Origin of the sequence: Nonomuraea sp. B10E15 (genome assembly GCF_039871615.1) — a bacterium.
Classification (GTDB): Bacteria; Actinomycetota; Actinomycetes; order Streptosporangiales; family Streptosporangiaceae; genus Nonomuraea.
In genome coordinates this window covers 996,805-1,011,303 of record NZ_JBDPMB010000001.1, presented here as the reverse complement: position 1 = coordinate 1,011,303, position 14,499 = coordinate 996,805, and the positions used below count along the sequence as shown (strand labels likewise).

Sequence of the window (14,499 nt, the reverse complement as noted above, 5' to 3'; positions counted from 1 at the left end):
GTGAGACTTTTCATGATCACGGCGCTGGCGGGCACCCTCGCCGCGCCGCTGACCGGGCCGCCGACGAGCGCGGCCGCCGGGGGAACGACGGTCCACCCCGTCGACCGCAAGGAGCTGACCGCCAACCCGCTCTACCAGGCGGGTCCGCTGCCCAGGACGACCTGCGGGGAGTCCCCGGTCAGGCGCGGCGACCGCAAGCTGGCGCGCGCCTACGTCAACGCGGTCGTCGCCTGCCTGGAGCGCACCTGGAAACGGCACCTCACCGGCGCCGGGCTGCCGTACGAACCGGTCCGGGTGCGGCACATGAACCGGATCCCCAGGAACCACTGCGACCTGGCGGTGGACGGCGCCGACTCCCAGGCGTGGTACTGCGAGGAGACCCGCACACTGATCTTCCAGATCGGCGAGGAGTGGGCCGCCAACCCCTCCGACCTGTGGCTGTTCCACACGGCCGCCTCCATGTACGCCTACCACGTGCAGTATCTGACCGGCATCTCGGCCGCCCTCGGCGAGTTGTCCGCCGACGGAAAGGCGGAGTACCGCGAGCAGTCCCGGCGCTACTTCCTCCAGTCCGCCTGCCTGGGGGGCGCCTTCATGAAAAGCGTCTGGCCCATGAAGGGGCGCTCCGCGAAAGACTGGCACCGCTTCAAGTCCCTTCCCGTCGGCGACCAGGACGGCAGGAACAGCTGGTACGGCACGACCGCCACGGTCCGCTCCTGGGTGGCGCGCGGTTTCGCCACCGGCCACCCGGGTTCGTGCAACACCTGGGAGGCCGCGTCCGCCAAGGTGACCTGACCTGCTCCTCCCCCCCCGCGCCGGTCAGCCGGGGATGCGCAGGGCGAGCATGGCGACGTCGTCGTCGTTGTCGGAGGGGCGCACGCCGGCGAGGAGCGCGTCGCAGATCGAGCCGAGCGGCTGGTCGACCAGGGACGAGGCGTACCTGGCGAGCCTGGCCAGCCCGTCGTCGAGTGAGTGGCCAGGAGACTCGATCAGCCCGTCCGTGTAGAGCAGCAGGACCGAGCCCGGCGGCAGCTCGACGGCGGCGTCCTCGCGCGCGGCAGGCAGCCCGGTGCCCAGCATCAGGCCGCTGCCGTCGTCCAGGAAGCGGGCCCGCCCGTCGCGTTCGACCAGGAGGGGCGGCAGGTGGCCCGCGTTGGTCCAGCGCAGCCGCCAGGCGCCGGCCGGCTGCTCCACCCGGGCGAAGATGACGGTGGCCATCGTCGTCTCGGCCATCCGCACCACCGCCTCGTCCAGCCGGTTCACGATCTCGCTGGGAGGCTTCTCCACCTCCCCGGCGTACGCGCGCAGCATGTTGCAGACCTGGGCCATGCCCGCCGCGGCGTCGAGGTCGTGGCCGACGACGTCGCCGATCACCAGGCCAGTCGCTCCGTCGGACAGGACGAAGGCGTCGTACCAGTCGCCGCCGACCTGGGAGGCGTCCGGCGCGGGCAGGTAGCGCCCGCTCATCAGCACGCCGGGCACGCGGGGCAGCGTCGGCAGCAGGTGGCGCTGCATGGTCTCCGCGACCCGTCGCTGCCGCTCGTACAGGCGGGCGTTGTCGAGCGCGAGCCCGGCACGGCGGGCGATGTCCTCGACCAGCAGGAGGTCGGCCGACGTGAACGCCCCGGACCGCTCGGAGCGCCCCAGGGTCAGGGCGCCCACCACCTCCCGGACGCCGCGGATCGGCACGATGGTCGCGGAGTGCATGCCGGTCTCCTCGAACAGCTCACGCTGCCTCACCGCGATGTCCGAGTCGGGACTCCCCTGGTAGTCCTGCGGCCCCACCAGCGCGGGGGTGACTCCGCGCAGCGCCCGCGACAGGGGCATCGACGATTCCTGCGGCACCGGCGGCATCGGTCCTTCCAGGTCCCGCCGGTGCACCCGTACGCCGTGCTCGTAGTGCACCACGGCGACGCGCGCCACCCCGCCCTCCTCGGTGAGCAGGTCCACCACCCCCCAGTCCGCCAGCAGCGGCACGACCAGGCGGATGAGCTGGCGCACGGTCTCGTCGACGTCCAGGCTGGAGGTGAGGGTCGCGGTCGTCTCCGCCAGCAGGGCCAGCCGGTCCAGCTCCGGCATCGACGACGCGGACGGCCTGGGTTGCCCCTCGGCGTGGGTGGGGGCGGATTCCCCGTGGAAGAGCACCAGCGCGCCCTCGCCTCCCTCGCCGATCCGGCAGGGAGTCACCATCCAGGAGACCGCGATCAGCGAGCCGTCCCCGCGCTCCATCCATTCCTGGTGGCCCTGCCTGGTCTCGCCGGAGATGAGGGCCTGCCGCATCACGCACCGGCTCCGCGGCAGGGATTCGCCGTATTTCCCGCGGTGCAGCAGGTCGTGGGCGTCCTTTCCCAGCAGGGTCGAAGCGGCGCGGTTGAGCATCTGCTCCGCCCGGGGGTTGATGCCGACGATGTGCCCCGCGTCGTCCACCACGTACGTCGCGGCGTCGGAAAGGTCTCGCAGCTGGAAGGTGCGCTCTCCCTCCGCCGCCAAGGACCGTCCGGCGTCCCCTGCTGGAACGTTCATGGGCGGCTCCTTCCCCCGTGCTGCGATCTCTACCCAGCGACCTCCCATATCACCATCTACCTATTACGGACATTTCATGACAGCGTGCGCTTATCGCGCGAACCGGCGCCGGCAGGGCTCCTCAAACGCGACCGGCCTACCAGTCGCCCCCTGCGACGCCGTCGACCCCGGCCGGCAGGCCCTTCTTCGCGGCGAAGAAGGGCATGGAGGGTGCGCAGGTTCATGATGGCCCCTTCGGTGGTCTCCCGGCCTGGTACGGCCCCCTCCCCCGCCGAGGTTCAACCACCGTCAGACCGGGCGCTGGCGCCCGTGATGAGCCTGCGTTCCAGATGGAGGATGGGCTTGGTGGCCGTGCTGTCGTAGTTGCCGAGGGTCACCGACACCCAGTCCAGGTCGGGATAGACGTTGTACGTGTCGCCCACGCCCGGACCGCCTCCCGTGTGGCCGAAGAGGCGCCGGCCATCGAAGATGTTCGCCGCGAACCCGTACCCGTAGTGGGAACACAGCAGCAGCGGGTCCTGCCCCTCCTCGGGAGGCACGACGGTCTTGCCGCTGGTCGCCATCTCGACGGTAGCGTGATCGAGCAGCTTGCCGTCCTCCGCCAGAGCCTGCACGAACGTCAGCAGCTCCCCTGTGGTCGAGTAGGAGCCGCCGGCGGGCAGGCCGACGAACGGGGCCCGCTCGCTCGCCGTGAAGTCGTAACGCTCACCGGTTTCGCGGTCGGTCGTGTAGGAGTGCGCGATGTCGTCCGCGGCCAGGATCTGCGGCCTGGTGTAGAAGTCCGTACGCTTCATGCCGGCGGGGGCGAACACGTGCTCGCGTACGTAGTCGTAGTAGTCCTGCCCCGACACCTCGGCCACGATGGCCCCGAGCACGATGAACCCGTCGTTGCTGTACTTGTACCTGGTGCCCGGTGTGAACTGCGTCGGCAGCGGACGGATGGCCTTCAGCGTGCCCTCCCACACCTCCTCGACCGAGTCCCACGCCTGCTCGTCCTGGTCCGGCGGTCCGCTCGTCTTCGGCGGCCTGCCCACACCGGAGGTGTGCGTCAGCAGCTGGTGGACGGTCACGTTCGCGGCCACCTCGGCGTGGAACCCGTCCAGGTAGGCGCCCAGCTTCTCGTGGAGTGCCACCTTGCGCCGCTGCACCAGCTGCAGCAGGGCCGTGGCGGTGAAGCACTTGCCGATCGAGCCGAGGTTGAAAAGGGTGTCCGTGCGATTGGGCGTCTTCCGCGCCCTGTCGGCCATGCCGTAGGCGCGCTCCAGCACGGGTCTGCCGCGGTGGGCCAGCAGGACCGTGCCGGAGAACTCGCCGGCCCTGGCCCGGGCGGCGATGTACCGGTCGTACTCTCCGCCGGGGCGCAGCTCCTTCGGTATCCGGCCGCGGCGGGACGGGGCGGCCGACGCGGGCCCCGCCACCATGCCACCGGCGACCGCGAACGGCGCGGCTCCCATCACTCCCAGTAAGGACCGTCGCGATGCCACAGGTGATCGCCGTTCCATGACCATGTCTCCTCCAAAAAACGACCGGCGCGGTTTCCCTCCTGGCCCGCGATCCAACACGGGAAGGCGTTTCCCGCGCGTTACCGCCGCCGCCGGGTGGGGCGCGGGCATGGGGGCGGGCTGCCGGCCCGGAAGGACGCCCGCCGCCCCCTCCGGAACCCGGCCGGCGCCGGCCTGGCACGCTATGCCTGACACCCGGCCGTAGGGAGACGTATATGAAGATCGTGGTCGACGACCTGTCCAGCCCGGAGATCGCCAGATTCCTTGACGAACACGTCCAGCAGATGCGGTCCATCACGCCCTTGGAGAGCAAGCACGCGCTCGACCTCGACGGGCTGCGCGAGCCCGGAGTCACGTTCTGGTCGGTCATGGACGGTGACGCGGTCGTCGGCTGCGGAGCGATCAAACGGCTGGACGCCGGCCATGCCGAGGTGAAGTCGATGCGCACCTCGCAGGCGCGACGGCAGAGCGGGATCGCGTCCCTCCTGCTGGATCACATCATCGCCGAGGCCCGCCGCATGGGTTTCACCCGGTTGAGCCTGGAGACCGGCTCGGCCGAGTTCTTCCTGCCCGCCCGGAGGTTGTACGAGAAGTTCGGCTTCGCCTACTGCGAGCCGTTCGCGGACTACGAGCCCGACCCGCACAGCGCGTTCATGACGAGAACCCTCTGACGCGCGATCGGCGCACGGTACGGGCCCGCCAGGGACGCCGGCCCCTTCGCCCGGCGGTTCCTCCTGCGTGATCGTCACTTCCGCGGGGGGAGCCCGCCGGAGCCGCAGCAGGGTCCGGAGCGGGCGTACAGCGCCCTGCCGGTGATGGCGGACGCGGCGTCCGAGCACAACCACAGAACGGTATGCGCGACACCGTCAACGCCGCCGTCCGGACCGATCTCCGCGCCGCCCGGACCGACGCCCGCGCCGGCGAGCGGACCTGCGACCGGGCCGGTCGCCACGGCGTTGACCCGGACGCCGGAGCCGGCCAGGTCCAGCGCCGCCTCGCGGGTCATCTCGATCACGGCGGCCCGCGGGGCACCGGACGGCACGAGGTTGACGATGCACCCGCCGGTCCGGCGCATCGCCGGGATCTCGTACTTCAACGCCAGGGACAGGCCCCGCACCTGAGCGGCACAGTCGCACCCGCCGTCGCACCCGGCAGCGGCACAGGGAGCGGCGGCGCCGGAGGCGGCAGGGCGGCAGGCGATGTCGTTGCAGGCGGCGTCGAGGCGGCCGAACGCGCCGAGCGTCTGCTCGACCAGCCGCCGCACCGACACCGGGCTGGCCAGGTCCGTCGGGACGGCGACCGCCTGGCCGCCCGCCGCGCCGAGGTCGGCGGCCAGCGCCGCGAGGGCCTGGCCGTCGCGGGCGGCGAGCACCACGCTGGCGCCCGCCCTGCTCAGCGCGCAGGACGTGGCGGCGGCGCCGTGACCGATGCCGTGCCCGGCGCTGGCGACGATGGCGGTACGGCCGCTCAAGGCTCCGCGCGTCATGGTGGCCTCGCCCCCGGTTCGTCTCGCAGGTCCGGTACGCACCCGACGCTAGGAGCCCACCGCCGCACCCCGCATCGGCGAAATCGCCGGTCTCGTTGCGGGGCACGGAACAGCCGCTTCGAAGCGTTCACACCACGCACGCCGAAGAAGGTCCCGGCTTGGGATGTTTGTCATGGGTGCCGGTGCTTTCTATGCTCGGCGTGTGCTGGGGCGAGCCGACGAGACGGAATTGCTGGACTCGTTGTTGCGGCGCGCCGCGGACGGGCACGGCGGCGGGGTGGTGCTGCACGGCGAGCCGGGCATCGGCAAGACGGCGCTGCTGTCGTACGCGGAGGAGCGGGCCGCCGGTTTCCAGGTGCTCCGCGCGGTCGGCGTCGAGCCCGAGGCGGATCTCGCGTACGCGACCCTGCACCAGCTCCTCATGCCCGTGCTCGGTTCGGTCGGCGCGTTGCCTGGGCCGCAGGCGCAGGCGCTGAACATCCTGTTCGGGCGGGCGCACGGCGGCGCGCCCGATCCGTTCCTGGTGGGCCTGGCGAGCCTGTCGCTGCTGTCCCTGCTGGCCGGGGAGCGGCCGGTGTTGTGCGTCGTGGACGACGCGCACTGGGCGGACCAGCCGACGCTCAAGACGCTGGCGTTCGTCGCTCGCCGGCTGGACGACGAGCCCGTCGCGCTGATGCTGGCCGCGCGGGCCGACGAGGGCCACGGCACCGACCTGCCTCACCTGCGCAGGGTCCCGCTCATGGGCCTCGGCGGGGAGGCGGCCACGGCGCTGCTGGCCGAGCGCGCGGGCGGGCGGCGGCTGACCGACGGCGAGCGCCGCCACCTGCTGGCCGCCACCGGCGGCAACCCGCTGGCCCTGCTGGAGCTGGCGGGCAAGGAGCTCCCGCCGGAAGGAGCGCAGGAGCCGCCGGCGTTGACCGACGAGTTGCGGCGCTCGTTCCTGAGCCGGGTCCGTGCCCGGCACGCGGAGGCGTTGCCGCTGCTGCAGCTGGTCGCCGCCGACGGTTCAGGCAGCGTGGAGACGATCGAGAAGGCGGCCGTCGAGCTGCGACTCGACGCCGGGCCGCTGCACCGGGCGGAGCTCGACGAGCTGCTGACGTACGACGGGCCGAGGCTGGTGTTCCGGCATCCGCTGATGCGGTCGGCGATCTATCACAGCGCCACGCAGGGGCGGCGCGCGGCGATCCATCGTTCCCTCGCCTCGGCCTTCGACGCTCCGGCCGACCAGCACCGGCGGGCCTGGCACCGCGGTCAGGCCGCGACCGGCCACGACGAGGAGGCCGCGGAGCTGCTCGAACGCTCGGCCGAGCAGGCCGCGCTGCGCGGAGGCCCGGCGGCGGCCATGGCCGCGCTGTCGCGCGCCGCCGAGCTCACCGCGGCCGGCCCGCACCGGGGGCGGCGGTTGTGGAGCGCGGCGCGCGCCGCCGTTCGCGGGGGGTTCACCGCCACCGCCGGGGAGTTGCTCGACCGGGCCGAGCGCGAGCCCCGTCTGGACGAGGTGGACCGGATCTCCGTGGCCGCGATGCGGGCCGTGGTGACCGAGTTCATCGGCTCTCCCGAGGACGCGATGGACCTCGTCAGGCCGTGGATCCCGCGGGCGCTGCGGGTCGACCGGCGCCGCTTCACCCCGACCGTCGCGATGTACGGCGACCTCGGAACCCGTACCAACCGGCCAGGGGCCTGGTCCGAGCTCGCCGGCTGGCTCGACGAGGGCATGCCGGAGCAGGACGCCCGGGACGGAGGGGGCGGTCCTGAGGAGGCGGTGCTGCGGCTGCTGCGCGCCGCCTGCCTGGCCCGCGCCGGCCACGACCCGGGACCCGCCGTACGGGACGGCGCCGGCGTGGACGCGCTCACCGATCCGATCACGATGACCCTGGCAGGGGCGATCGCCCGGGGGCTCGGCGACCGCGAGCTGAGCCGGCGCCTGTACCAGAACGCCGGGCGGCTGGCCCGCGCCGGCGGCTCGCTGGGCGCCCTCGCGTGGAACCTCGAATACCAGGCGGCCGACGAGCTCGCCCGCGGCAGGCTCGGGCTGGCGGAGGCCCACGCCGAGGAGGGCTGCGCGTTCGCCGCCGAGGTCGGCCAGCCGAACACGGCCTGCCGCAACCGAGGGCTGCTGGCCTTGTGCGCCGCGATCCGCGGCCGTCCCGAGGCCGGTGAGCTGGCCGCGGAGGTGCTGGCCGAGGCGAGCGAGCGCCGGCTGGCGGATGCGACGGCGTACGCCAGGCGGGCCCTCGGGCTGGCGGAGCTGGTCGCGGGCAGGCACGGCGAGGCCGCGCGGCACTTCGAGGCGGTCGGCGGGTGGGACGCGGACCAGCCTTCGGACCTGGCGATGGGTTTGGTCCCCGATCTCGTCGAGGCTCTGGTCAGGGCCGGCGAGCACGACCGGGCCGCCGTGGCCGCCGCCCGCTACGCGCGGTGGACGGAGCACACCGCGTCGCCGGAGCTGGGCGCGCTCACGGCGCGCTGCCGGGCGCTGGTCCGCGACGACGGCGGGGCCCACTACGCGGAGAGCCTGCGCCTGCACGCGCTGGCCGACGCCCCGCTGGAGCAGGCCCGTACCGAGTTGCTGCTGGGCGAGCAGTTGCGGCGCGACCGGCGGCGCTCCCAGGCGCAGCAGCACCTGCGCGGCGCCGCGGAGACCTTCCGCCGCATCGGCGCGATCGCCTGGGCCGATCGCGCGCTGGGCGAGTTGCGCGCCACCGGCGAGTCGGCGCGCGCCCCCGAGGCGGGGGCGCTGACCACGCTCACCCCCCAGGAACTGCGCATCGCGCTGGCCGTCGGCGAAGGGCTGACCAACCGGGAGATCGCCGCGCAGCTGTTCCTCAGCCCGCGCACCGTGGACTACCACCTGCGCAAGGTCTTCCAGAAGGCCGGCCTCACGTCGCGGGCCGAGCTCATGCGCATGGTGCTCGCCGAACGCCCGACGTAGGGCCCGACGTGGGCCTGACGTGGGGCCCGACGTGGGGCCCGACGTGGGGCCCGACGTGGGGCCCGACGTGGGGCCCGACGTGGGGCAGGGCGCAGGACCGGCGTGATGACCGGCGACTTCACTGATTCGGTGGCGCGCCTGCCTTCCTAGCGTGAGGGGCCTCAACGTCCTTCACGTCAGGAGCCCGGCATGACGAACCACGAACGTCGTCCCGGCGGGGTACGCACCGCCGCCCGCCTCGTCTGGCACTACCTCGAACTGGTCATCGCGGCGGCCCTCGGGATGGTGCTGCTCGACCCCCTGTGGATCTCGGTGCTGGAGGTCGCCCGGTTCGACGTCTACCTCCTGCTCATGGCGGCCGGCATGGCCGCCGGTGTGGCGCTCTGGATGCTGGTGCGCCGGCATGCCTGGCCGCGGATCGCCGAGATGAGCCTCGCGGTGTTCCTGCCGTTCCCCGTGCTGCTCGTTCCCTTCTGGCTCGGTGTGTTACCGGCCGGTCCGGTGACGCTCATCGGGCATGTGATCCCGATGGCGCTTCTGGCGGCGGCGATGATCTGGCGGCGCGCGGAGTACGCGGATCCCCGGCACCGGTTCAGGTTCCGGGGCAGGTGGCTCCGCGGGACGGCCGTCGTCCTGGCGGCGCTGTTGCTTCCCGGCGCGGTCTCCGCGGTGAACACCGTCGGCAAGTTCGGCGACCTGTACACGGCCCGCGCGGACGCGGTGACCGTCCGGCCGGCGCCGAAGGAGCACGACCCGGCCAAGCCGACGGTGGCCCTGCTGGCCGGCGGCAGCGGCACGAACGTGGCGGACCTGCTCGGGCCGTACGAGGTGCTGGCGGGCACCGGCCGGGTCAACACCTACGTCGTGTCTCCCGGCTCGCGGCCGGCGCCCCTGACCGGCGGCCTGGATCTGGTGCCCGACCTGACCTTCGGCGGGCTCGCGCGGCTGCTGAGCGACCGGAACGACAAGCTCGACGCCATGGTGGTCCCCGCCATGGACGACCCCGGCCCCGCCGAGCTGGGCTCGATCACCCGCTGGCTGCGGGAACAGTCGGCCGCCGGCGCGGTGGCGATGAGCGTCTGCAACGGGGCTCGCACGCTCGCGGCCAGCGGGCTGCTGGACGGCAGGCCCGCGACCTCCCACTGGTTGCGCATGGCCGGGCTGCGCGACGACTTCCCCCGTGTCGGGTGGGTGACCGGCGTGCGCTACGTCGACGACGGGAACCTCATCACCACGGCCGGCGTGTTGTCCGGCATCGACGGCGCCCTGCGCGTGCTCGAACGGCTGGTCGACCCCGGCACCGCGCGGGAGGCGGCGCGCAGGGTGCACTGGCGGCACTACTCCCCCGGCGCTTCCACGCGGATCCCCGCGTCCGAGCTCCAGCCGCCTGACGTGGTGGTCGCGCTCAACTCCTCCTACCAACCGGGGCCTTCGTCCATCGGCATCCGGGTCGCCGGCGGCATCGGGGAGCTGGAGCTGGCCTCCGCGTTCATCTCGTACACCGAGCACGCCATGGTCGGGCGCACCGTCGCGCTGGGCGACGGGCCGTTCCGCTCCAGGCACGGGCTGACCTTCGTGCCGCGCTCGACGGTCGCGGCCGCGGCGGACGGGCTCGACCGCCTGCTCGTGCCCGGACTGGACGCCGCGCGCGCGAAGGCGGTGGACGGCGTGGCGGGGCTGCGGCCGGAGTACCTCCACACCGAGGAGGAGTTCGCGTTCGATCCGGTGCTGCGCGACATCGCCCGTACGTACGACGTGCAGACGGCCCGCTGGACGGCGAAGACCTTGGAGTATCCGGTGGCCGGCGTCGGGCTGAGCGGCAGCGCCTGGCCGTGGCCGGCGACGATCGTGCTGCTGGTGCTGGTGCTGCTGGGGGGCTCCGCCGCCGTGGTCGCCCGGCTGGTGGTCCGCCGGATCCGCACGCGCCACTGATGGGCGAGTCGCTCCTGCGCGCGGGCTGACCTCCCGCTCCCGGAACCCTGCCCGGAACCCTGGCCGCCCGGCGCGTGCCTTGGCCATGTCAGGGCATGTGCCGACGTTGGGGGTCGAGACCGGTGGAAGCCGGCCTGACAGGAAGGAGACGGGGATGGACCGCGAGAAGGTCAACGAGTTCCTGGGGCGGGTCGTGGCCGACATGGCGGCCACCGAGGCCGCCGGCTCGGTGGTGGTCGGCCAGCGGCTGGGCCTCTACCGCGCGCTCGCGCAGGGCCCGGCGACACCCGAGGAGTTCGCCGAGCGCACCGGCTGCCACCCGCGCTACCTGACCGAGTGGCTGCGGGGCCAGGCCGCCGGCGGGTACGTCGGCTACGAGCCGGAGACCGGCCGGTTCTCGCTGAGCGAGGAGCAGGCGTTCTGCCTGGCCGACCCGGACGGCCCGAACGTGCCGGCGGCGTTCCTCATCGCCCTGGGGATGCTGCGCTCGGAGCCGCGCATCACGGAGGCGTTCCGCACGGGCGCCGGCGTCGGCTGGCACGAGCACGACGAGGACGTCTTCGTCGGGTGCGACGCGTTCTTCCGCGCGGGGTACACGGCGGAGCTGATCCCGCACTGGATCCCGGCGCTGGAGGGGGTCGACGCGAAGCTCACCGCCGGGGCCAGGGTCGCCGACGTCGGCTGCGGCCTCGGCTCGTCGTCGCTGCTGCTCGCCAAGGCGTACCCGCGCACCACGGTTCTCGGCTCTGACTACCACACCGAGTCGATCGCGCTGGCGCGCAAGCGGGCCGCGGAGGCCGGGCTGGCCGACCGGGTCGGCTTCGAGGTCGCCGGCGCACAGGACTTCAGCGGCACGGACTTCGACCTGGTGGCGATGTTCGACTGCCTGCACGACATGGGCGACCCGCTCGGCGCGGCCCGGCGGGTGCGCGGGGCGCTGGCTCCTGACGGTACGTGGCTCCTGGTGGAGCCGCTGGCCGCGGACCGGGTCGAGGAGAACCTCCACCCGCTGGGGCGGCTGTACTACAGCGCGTCCACGTTCCTCTGCGTGCCCAGCGCCCTGTCCCAGCCGGGCGGGTACGCGCTGGGCGCGCAGGCCGGGAGCGCCGCGATCCGCGAGGTCGTCACGGAGGCGGGCTTCACCCGGTTCCGCGAGGCGGCGCGGACGCCGTTCAACCTCGTGTACGAGGTGCGCCCTTAGGCGGGCGCGCCAGCCGCCCGGAGGTCACAGGCCGTACTCCTTCGCGGTGACGTACGTGACGCCGTCCTGGCGGGGGGCCGGGCCTACCGCAGGGGATCCCGCCGCCACATCGGACATTTGTCGCGGTGAGGCCGGTTCCGATGCCCGACGACACGCGCTCACGCGTCCGGTTCTACTGGTGGGCCAGGACGTCGCCGCCCCGTCGACAGGAGAGCCATGGAATTCCTGGTGCGCACGGAGAACCTGCTGCCGCCCGACACGCCCGACCACACCCGCGACCGCCTGCGCAGCGCCGAACGCGAGCGGGCCCAGGAGCTGCGCGACGCGGGCGTGCTCAAGCGGCTGTGGCGGGTTCCCGGCCGCAACGCCACCGTCGGTCTCTACGAGGCCGGCGACCCGGCCGAGCTGCACGACGCGCTGGCGTCGCTGCCGATGTGGAAGTGGATGGACGTGACCGTCGAGGCCCTGGCCACCCACCCGCAGGAGCGGAAGGAGCCTCGCGGCTTACAAAAGTGACACGAGTCATCCTGCTCCTGGCATAGAGCATCCGGGCCGTCCGCCGGGCCGGCCAAGTGTTGGCCAAGCCCTCTCGGGAGCGTGCCGGCCTGCGGGACTTCTCCCTCCATGAGCGGTCACAGTGGGTGAGTTCACGCCTTTCTTCCCGGAGCGGAACCAACACCCACGACACGGCGAGCGCTCCGGGCTCTTGCGGACAAGGGAGTCAGACATGCTCGAGCGCGTCCTCACCGCTACCGCGGCGACCGCGGCGACACTCGCTCTGGCCGCCGCCCCCGCCCTGGCGGGTGACGGGCCCCGGGTGGCCACCTACGACGCGCGCGAAGGCTCCGTCCTGGTGGACGCCGACCGCAAACGGATCACCGTGTGCGACAAGGTCCGCGACGACACCTCCATCAGGACCGAGTACACCACCACCCGCGACCAGGAGTGGACCGCCCAGGCGCCCCAGGGCGGCTGCCGCACGCGCCGCACCTGGCTCACCAGGATCACCGGCTTCCGCTTCTGCACCGGCCACATCAACCTGGGCCGCATCGCGTGGGACGGGTGCCGCCAGCGCGTCAGGACGCCCGCGGAACTCCGAGCCTGGCCCAGGCGCCGCTGAACCCGGTGGCCCTTCGGCCACCACTTTCGTGGCCCTGGACGAGACCCCGCAATCGAAAGTTTCGGCTACAGATTAAAATTTTCCCTGTTGCATCGGCCCCCGAATTGCCTATTCTGCCGGAGAAGAAGAGCGATCCGGGGCGTCGGCCGGCCTGGATCGTGCGCGCGGACCGCCGATGTTGCCGATGCCGCCGATGCTGCAGATCAGGGAACAGATCATGGTGTCGAAACTTTTCGGGAAACGATCGTGGTAGGTCACGACCCCCGGCTCACGCTCCCCGACGTGCTGGCACGCCGCGCGCAGGAGGAGCCCGACCGTCTCGCGCTCGTGGTGGCCGGGGCCGGGGAGCTGTCGTTCGGCGGCTGGGACCGGCGCGCCGACACCATCGCCCACGCGCTGATCGACCGCGGGCTGCCGGCAGGGCACCGGGTCGGGCTGCTGTTCGACGAACGGGACTGGATCGACTTCGCCGCCGCGTGGTGCGGCGTCATGCGGGCCGGGTGCGTCGCCGTACCGCTGTCCGGCCGCCTGGCACCCGCCGAGGTGCGGCACGCGCTGACCGACTGCTCCGTGACCGCCGTCCTGCACGGCTCCGGCGCCGAACCGCCCGACGTCGGCGTGTGGCAGGCCGTCGCGGCCGAGCTCGGCGGCGACGGCACCCCCGTACGGCGCGGCGTCTCCCCCGGCGCGCTGGCGCAGATCATCTACACCTCCGGCACGACCGGGCGGGCCAAGGGCGTCGGCGCCACCCACGCCAACCTCGCCTACGGCGTCACCACGAACCCCCGGCGTCGCAAACTCGCCCACTCCCGGCACTTCCTGCACGCGTTCCCGATCGGCAGCAACGCCGGCCAGACCATGCTCGTCAACGCCCTGGAGGCCCGGCCCGCCGCGCTGACCCTGCCGATGTTCACGCCGGCCCGCTTCGCGCGGCTGATCGAGTCGTACCGCGTGGGCACGGTGTTCGTCGTGCCCGCCATGGCCATCGAACTGCTCAACGCCGGGGTGCGGGAGAGGTACGACCTGTCGAGCGTGCGGCTCCTCGGCTCCACCGCGGCCGGCCTGCCGCCCGCCGTGGCCGCGGGCATGGCGGAGGCGTTCCCCAAGGCGACGATCGTCAACTACTACACCTCCACCGAGGCGGCACCGGCGCAGACCGTGATGATCGTCGACCCGGCCAGGCCCGCGTCGGTGGGCCGCCCTTCGGCCGGCGGTGAGCTGAAGATCGTCGGCCGGGACGGCGGGCCCGCCCGGCCCGGCGAGCAGGGAGAGGTCTGGTTGCGCTCCCCCGCCGGGACCCGCGCCTACTACCGGGACCGGCGGCTGACCGACGACGTCTTCAAGGACGGCTGGGTGCGCATGGGCGACGTCGGCTACCTCGACGAGGACGGCTACCTCTATCTGGTCGACAGGGAGAGCGACGTCATCAAGTCGGGCGCGCACAAGGTCTCCACACTGCAGGTCGAGGCCGCGCTGTACGAGCATCCCGCGGTCGCCGAGGCCGCCGTGGTCGGGATCCCGCACCCGGTGCTCGGCCGCGTCACCGGCGCCGCCGTCGTCACCCGCCACCCCGTCACGGCCGCCGACCTGCGCACGTTCCTGCTCGACCGGCTCGCCGGGCACGAGCTGCCGAGCCGGCTGTTGTTCCTGCCCGAGCTGCCGAAGAACCACGTCGGAAAGGTGGTGAAGCCCCGGCTCCTCGACCTGCTCGGCCCCACGGACCCGCCTCCGGCGGCCGGCTCCCCGTGAGACCCCCTGGCAGCGCCGGCCGGCTCATGAAACGGCGGCCCGGCCAGCGGACGG

Annotated in this window: 11 protein-coding genes; 8 read left to right on the top strand and 3 right to left on the bottom strand. The window is 73.1% G+C overall.

Going from position 1 to position 14,499, the window contains the following annotated elements:
- A complete protein-coding gene (locus ABGB14_RS04605; protein ID WP_347642255.1) occupies nt 1-795 on the top strand; it encodes a hypothetical protein in 795 nt (264 codons plus the stop codon).
- 24 nt (nt 796-819) lie between these two features.
- Here ABGB14_RS04605 and ABGB14_RS04600 read toward each other — a convergent pair whose 3' ends face one another.
- Nucleotides 820-2,523 (bottom strand): SpoIIE family protein phosphatase, encoded by a 1,704-nt coding sequence (locus ABGB14_RS04600; protein WP_347642254.1) that lies wholly within the window; start codon nt 2,521-2,523, stop codon nt 820-822.
- Between the two features lie 278 nt (nt 2,524-2,801).
- Nucleotides 2,802-3,977: a serine hydrolase domain-containing protein gene (locus ABGB14_RS04595; protein WP_347642253.1), complete on the bottom strand. Its 1,176-nt coding sequence runs from the start codon at nt 3,975-3,977 to the stop codon at nt 2,802-2,804.
- A 263-nt stretch (nt 3,978-4,240) separates the two neighbouring features.
- Between ABGB14_RS04595 and ABGB14_RS04590 the strand changes: the two genes are divergently transcribed.
- Nucleotides 4,241-4,696 (top strand): GNAT family N-acetyltransferase, encoded by a 456-nt coding sequence (locus ABGB14_RS04590; RefSeq protein ID WP_347642252.1) that lies wholly within the window; start codon nt 4,241-4,243, stop codon nt 4,694-4,696.
- Nucleotides 4,697-4,770: 74 nt separating this feature from the next.
- On the opposite strand, the gene ABGB14_RS04585 is transcribed toward ABGB14_RS04590, so the two are convergent.
- Nucleotides 4,771-5,511, bottom strand: coding sequence for an SDR family oxidoreductase (locus ABGB14_RS04585; RefSeq protein WP_347642251.1), 741 nt, complete (start codon nt 5,509-5,511; stop codon nt 4,771-4,773).
- A 202-nt stretch (nt 5,512-5,713) separates the two neighbouring features.
- Here ABGB14_RS04585 and ABGB14_RS04580 point away from each other — a divergent pair, with 202 nt between their 5' ends.
- The 6 genes from ABGB14_RS04580 to ABGB14_RS04555 all read left to right on the top strand — a co-directional run bounded on the left by ABGB14_RS04580 (nt 5,714) and on the right by ABGB14_RS04555 (nt 14,445).
- Nucleotides 5,714-8,443: an AAA family ATPase gene (locus tag ABGB14_RS04580; protein WP_347642250.1), complete on the top strand. Its 2,730-nt coding sequence runs from the start codon at nt 5,714-5,716 to the stop codon at nt 8,441-8,443.
- Nucleotides 8,444-8,632: 189 nt separating this feature from the next.
- A complete protein-coding gene (locus ABGB14_RS04575) occupies nt 8,633-10,375 on the top strand; it encodes a DJ-1/PfpI family protein (protein WP_347642249.1) in 1,743 nt (580 codons plus the stop codon).
- Nucleotides 10,376-10,529: 154 nt separating this feature from the next.
- Nucleotides 10,530-11,576, top strand: a complete 1,047-nt coding sequence (locus tag ABGB14_RS04570; RefSeq protein WP_347642248.1) for a class I SAM-dependent methyltransferase — start codon at nt 10,530-10,532, stop codon at nt 11,574-11,576.
- A gap of 216 nt (nt 11,577-11,792) precedes the next feature.
- The gene (locus tag ABGB14_RS04565; protein WP_347642247.1) at nt 11,793-12,092 is read left to right on the top strand and encodes a muconolactone Delta-isomerase family protein; all 300 of its coding nucleotides are present in this window, start codon (nt 11,793-11,795) and stop codon (nt 12,090-12,092) included.
- A gap of 211 nt (nt 12,093-12,303) precedes the next feature.
- On the top strand, nt 12,304-12,696 hold the full coding sequence (locus tag ABGB14_RS04560) for a hypothetical protein (RefSeq protein WP_347642246.1): 393 nt from the start codon (nt 12,304-12,306) through the stop codon (nt 12,694-12,696).
- A gap of 246 nt (nt 12,697-12,942) precedes the next feature.
- Nucleotides 12,943-14,445 carry an AMP-binding protein gene (locus ABGB14_RS04555; RefSeq protein WP_347642245.1) on the top strand — a complete coding sequence of 501 codons (1,503 nt, stop codon included), beginning with the start codon at nt 12,943-12,945 and terminating at the stop codon, nt 14,443-14,445.
- Nucleotides 14,446-14,499 lie beyond the last annotated feature (54 nt).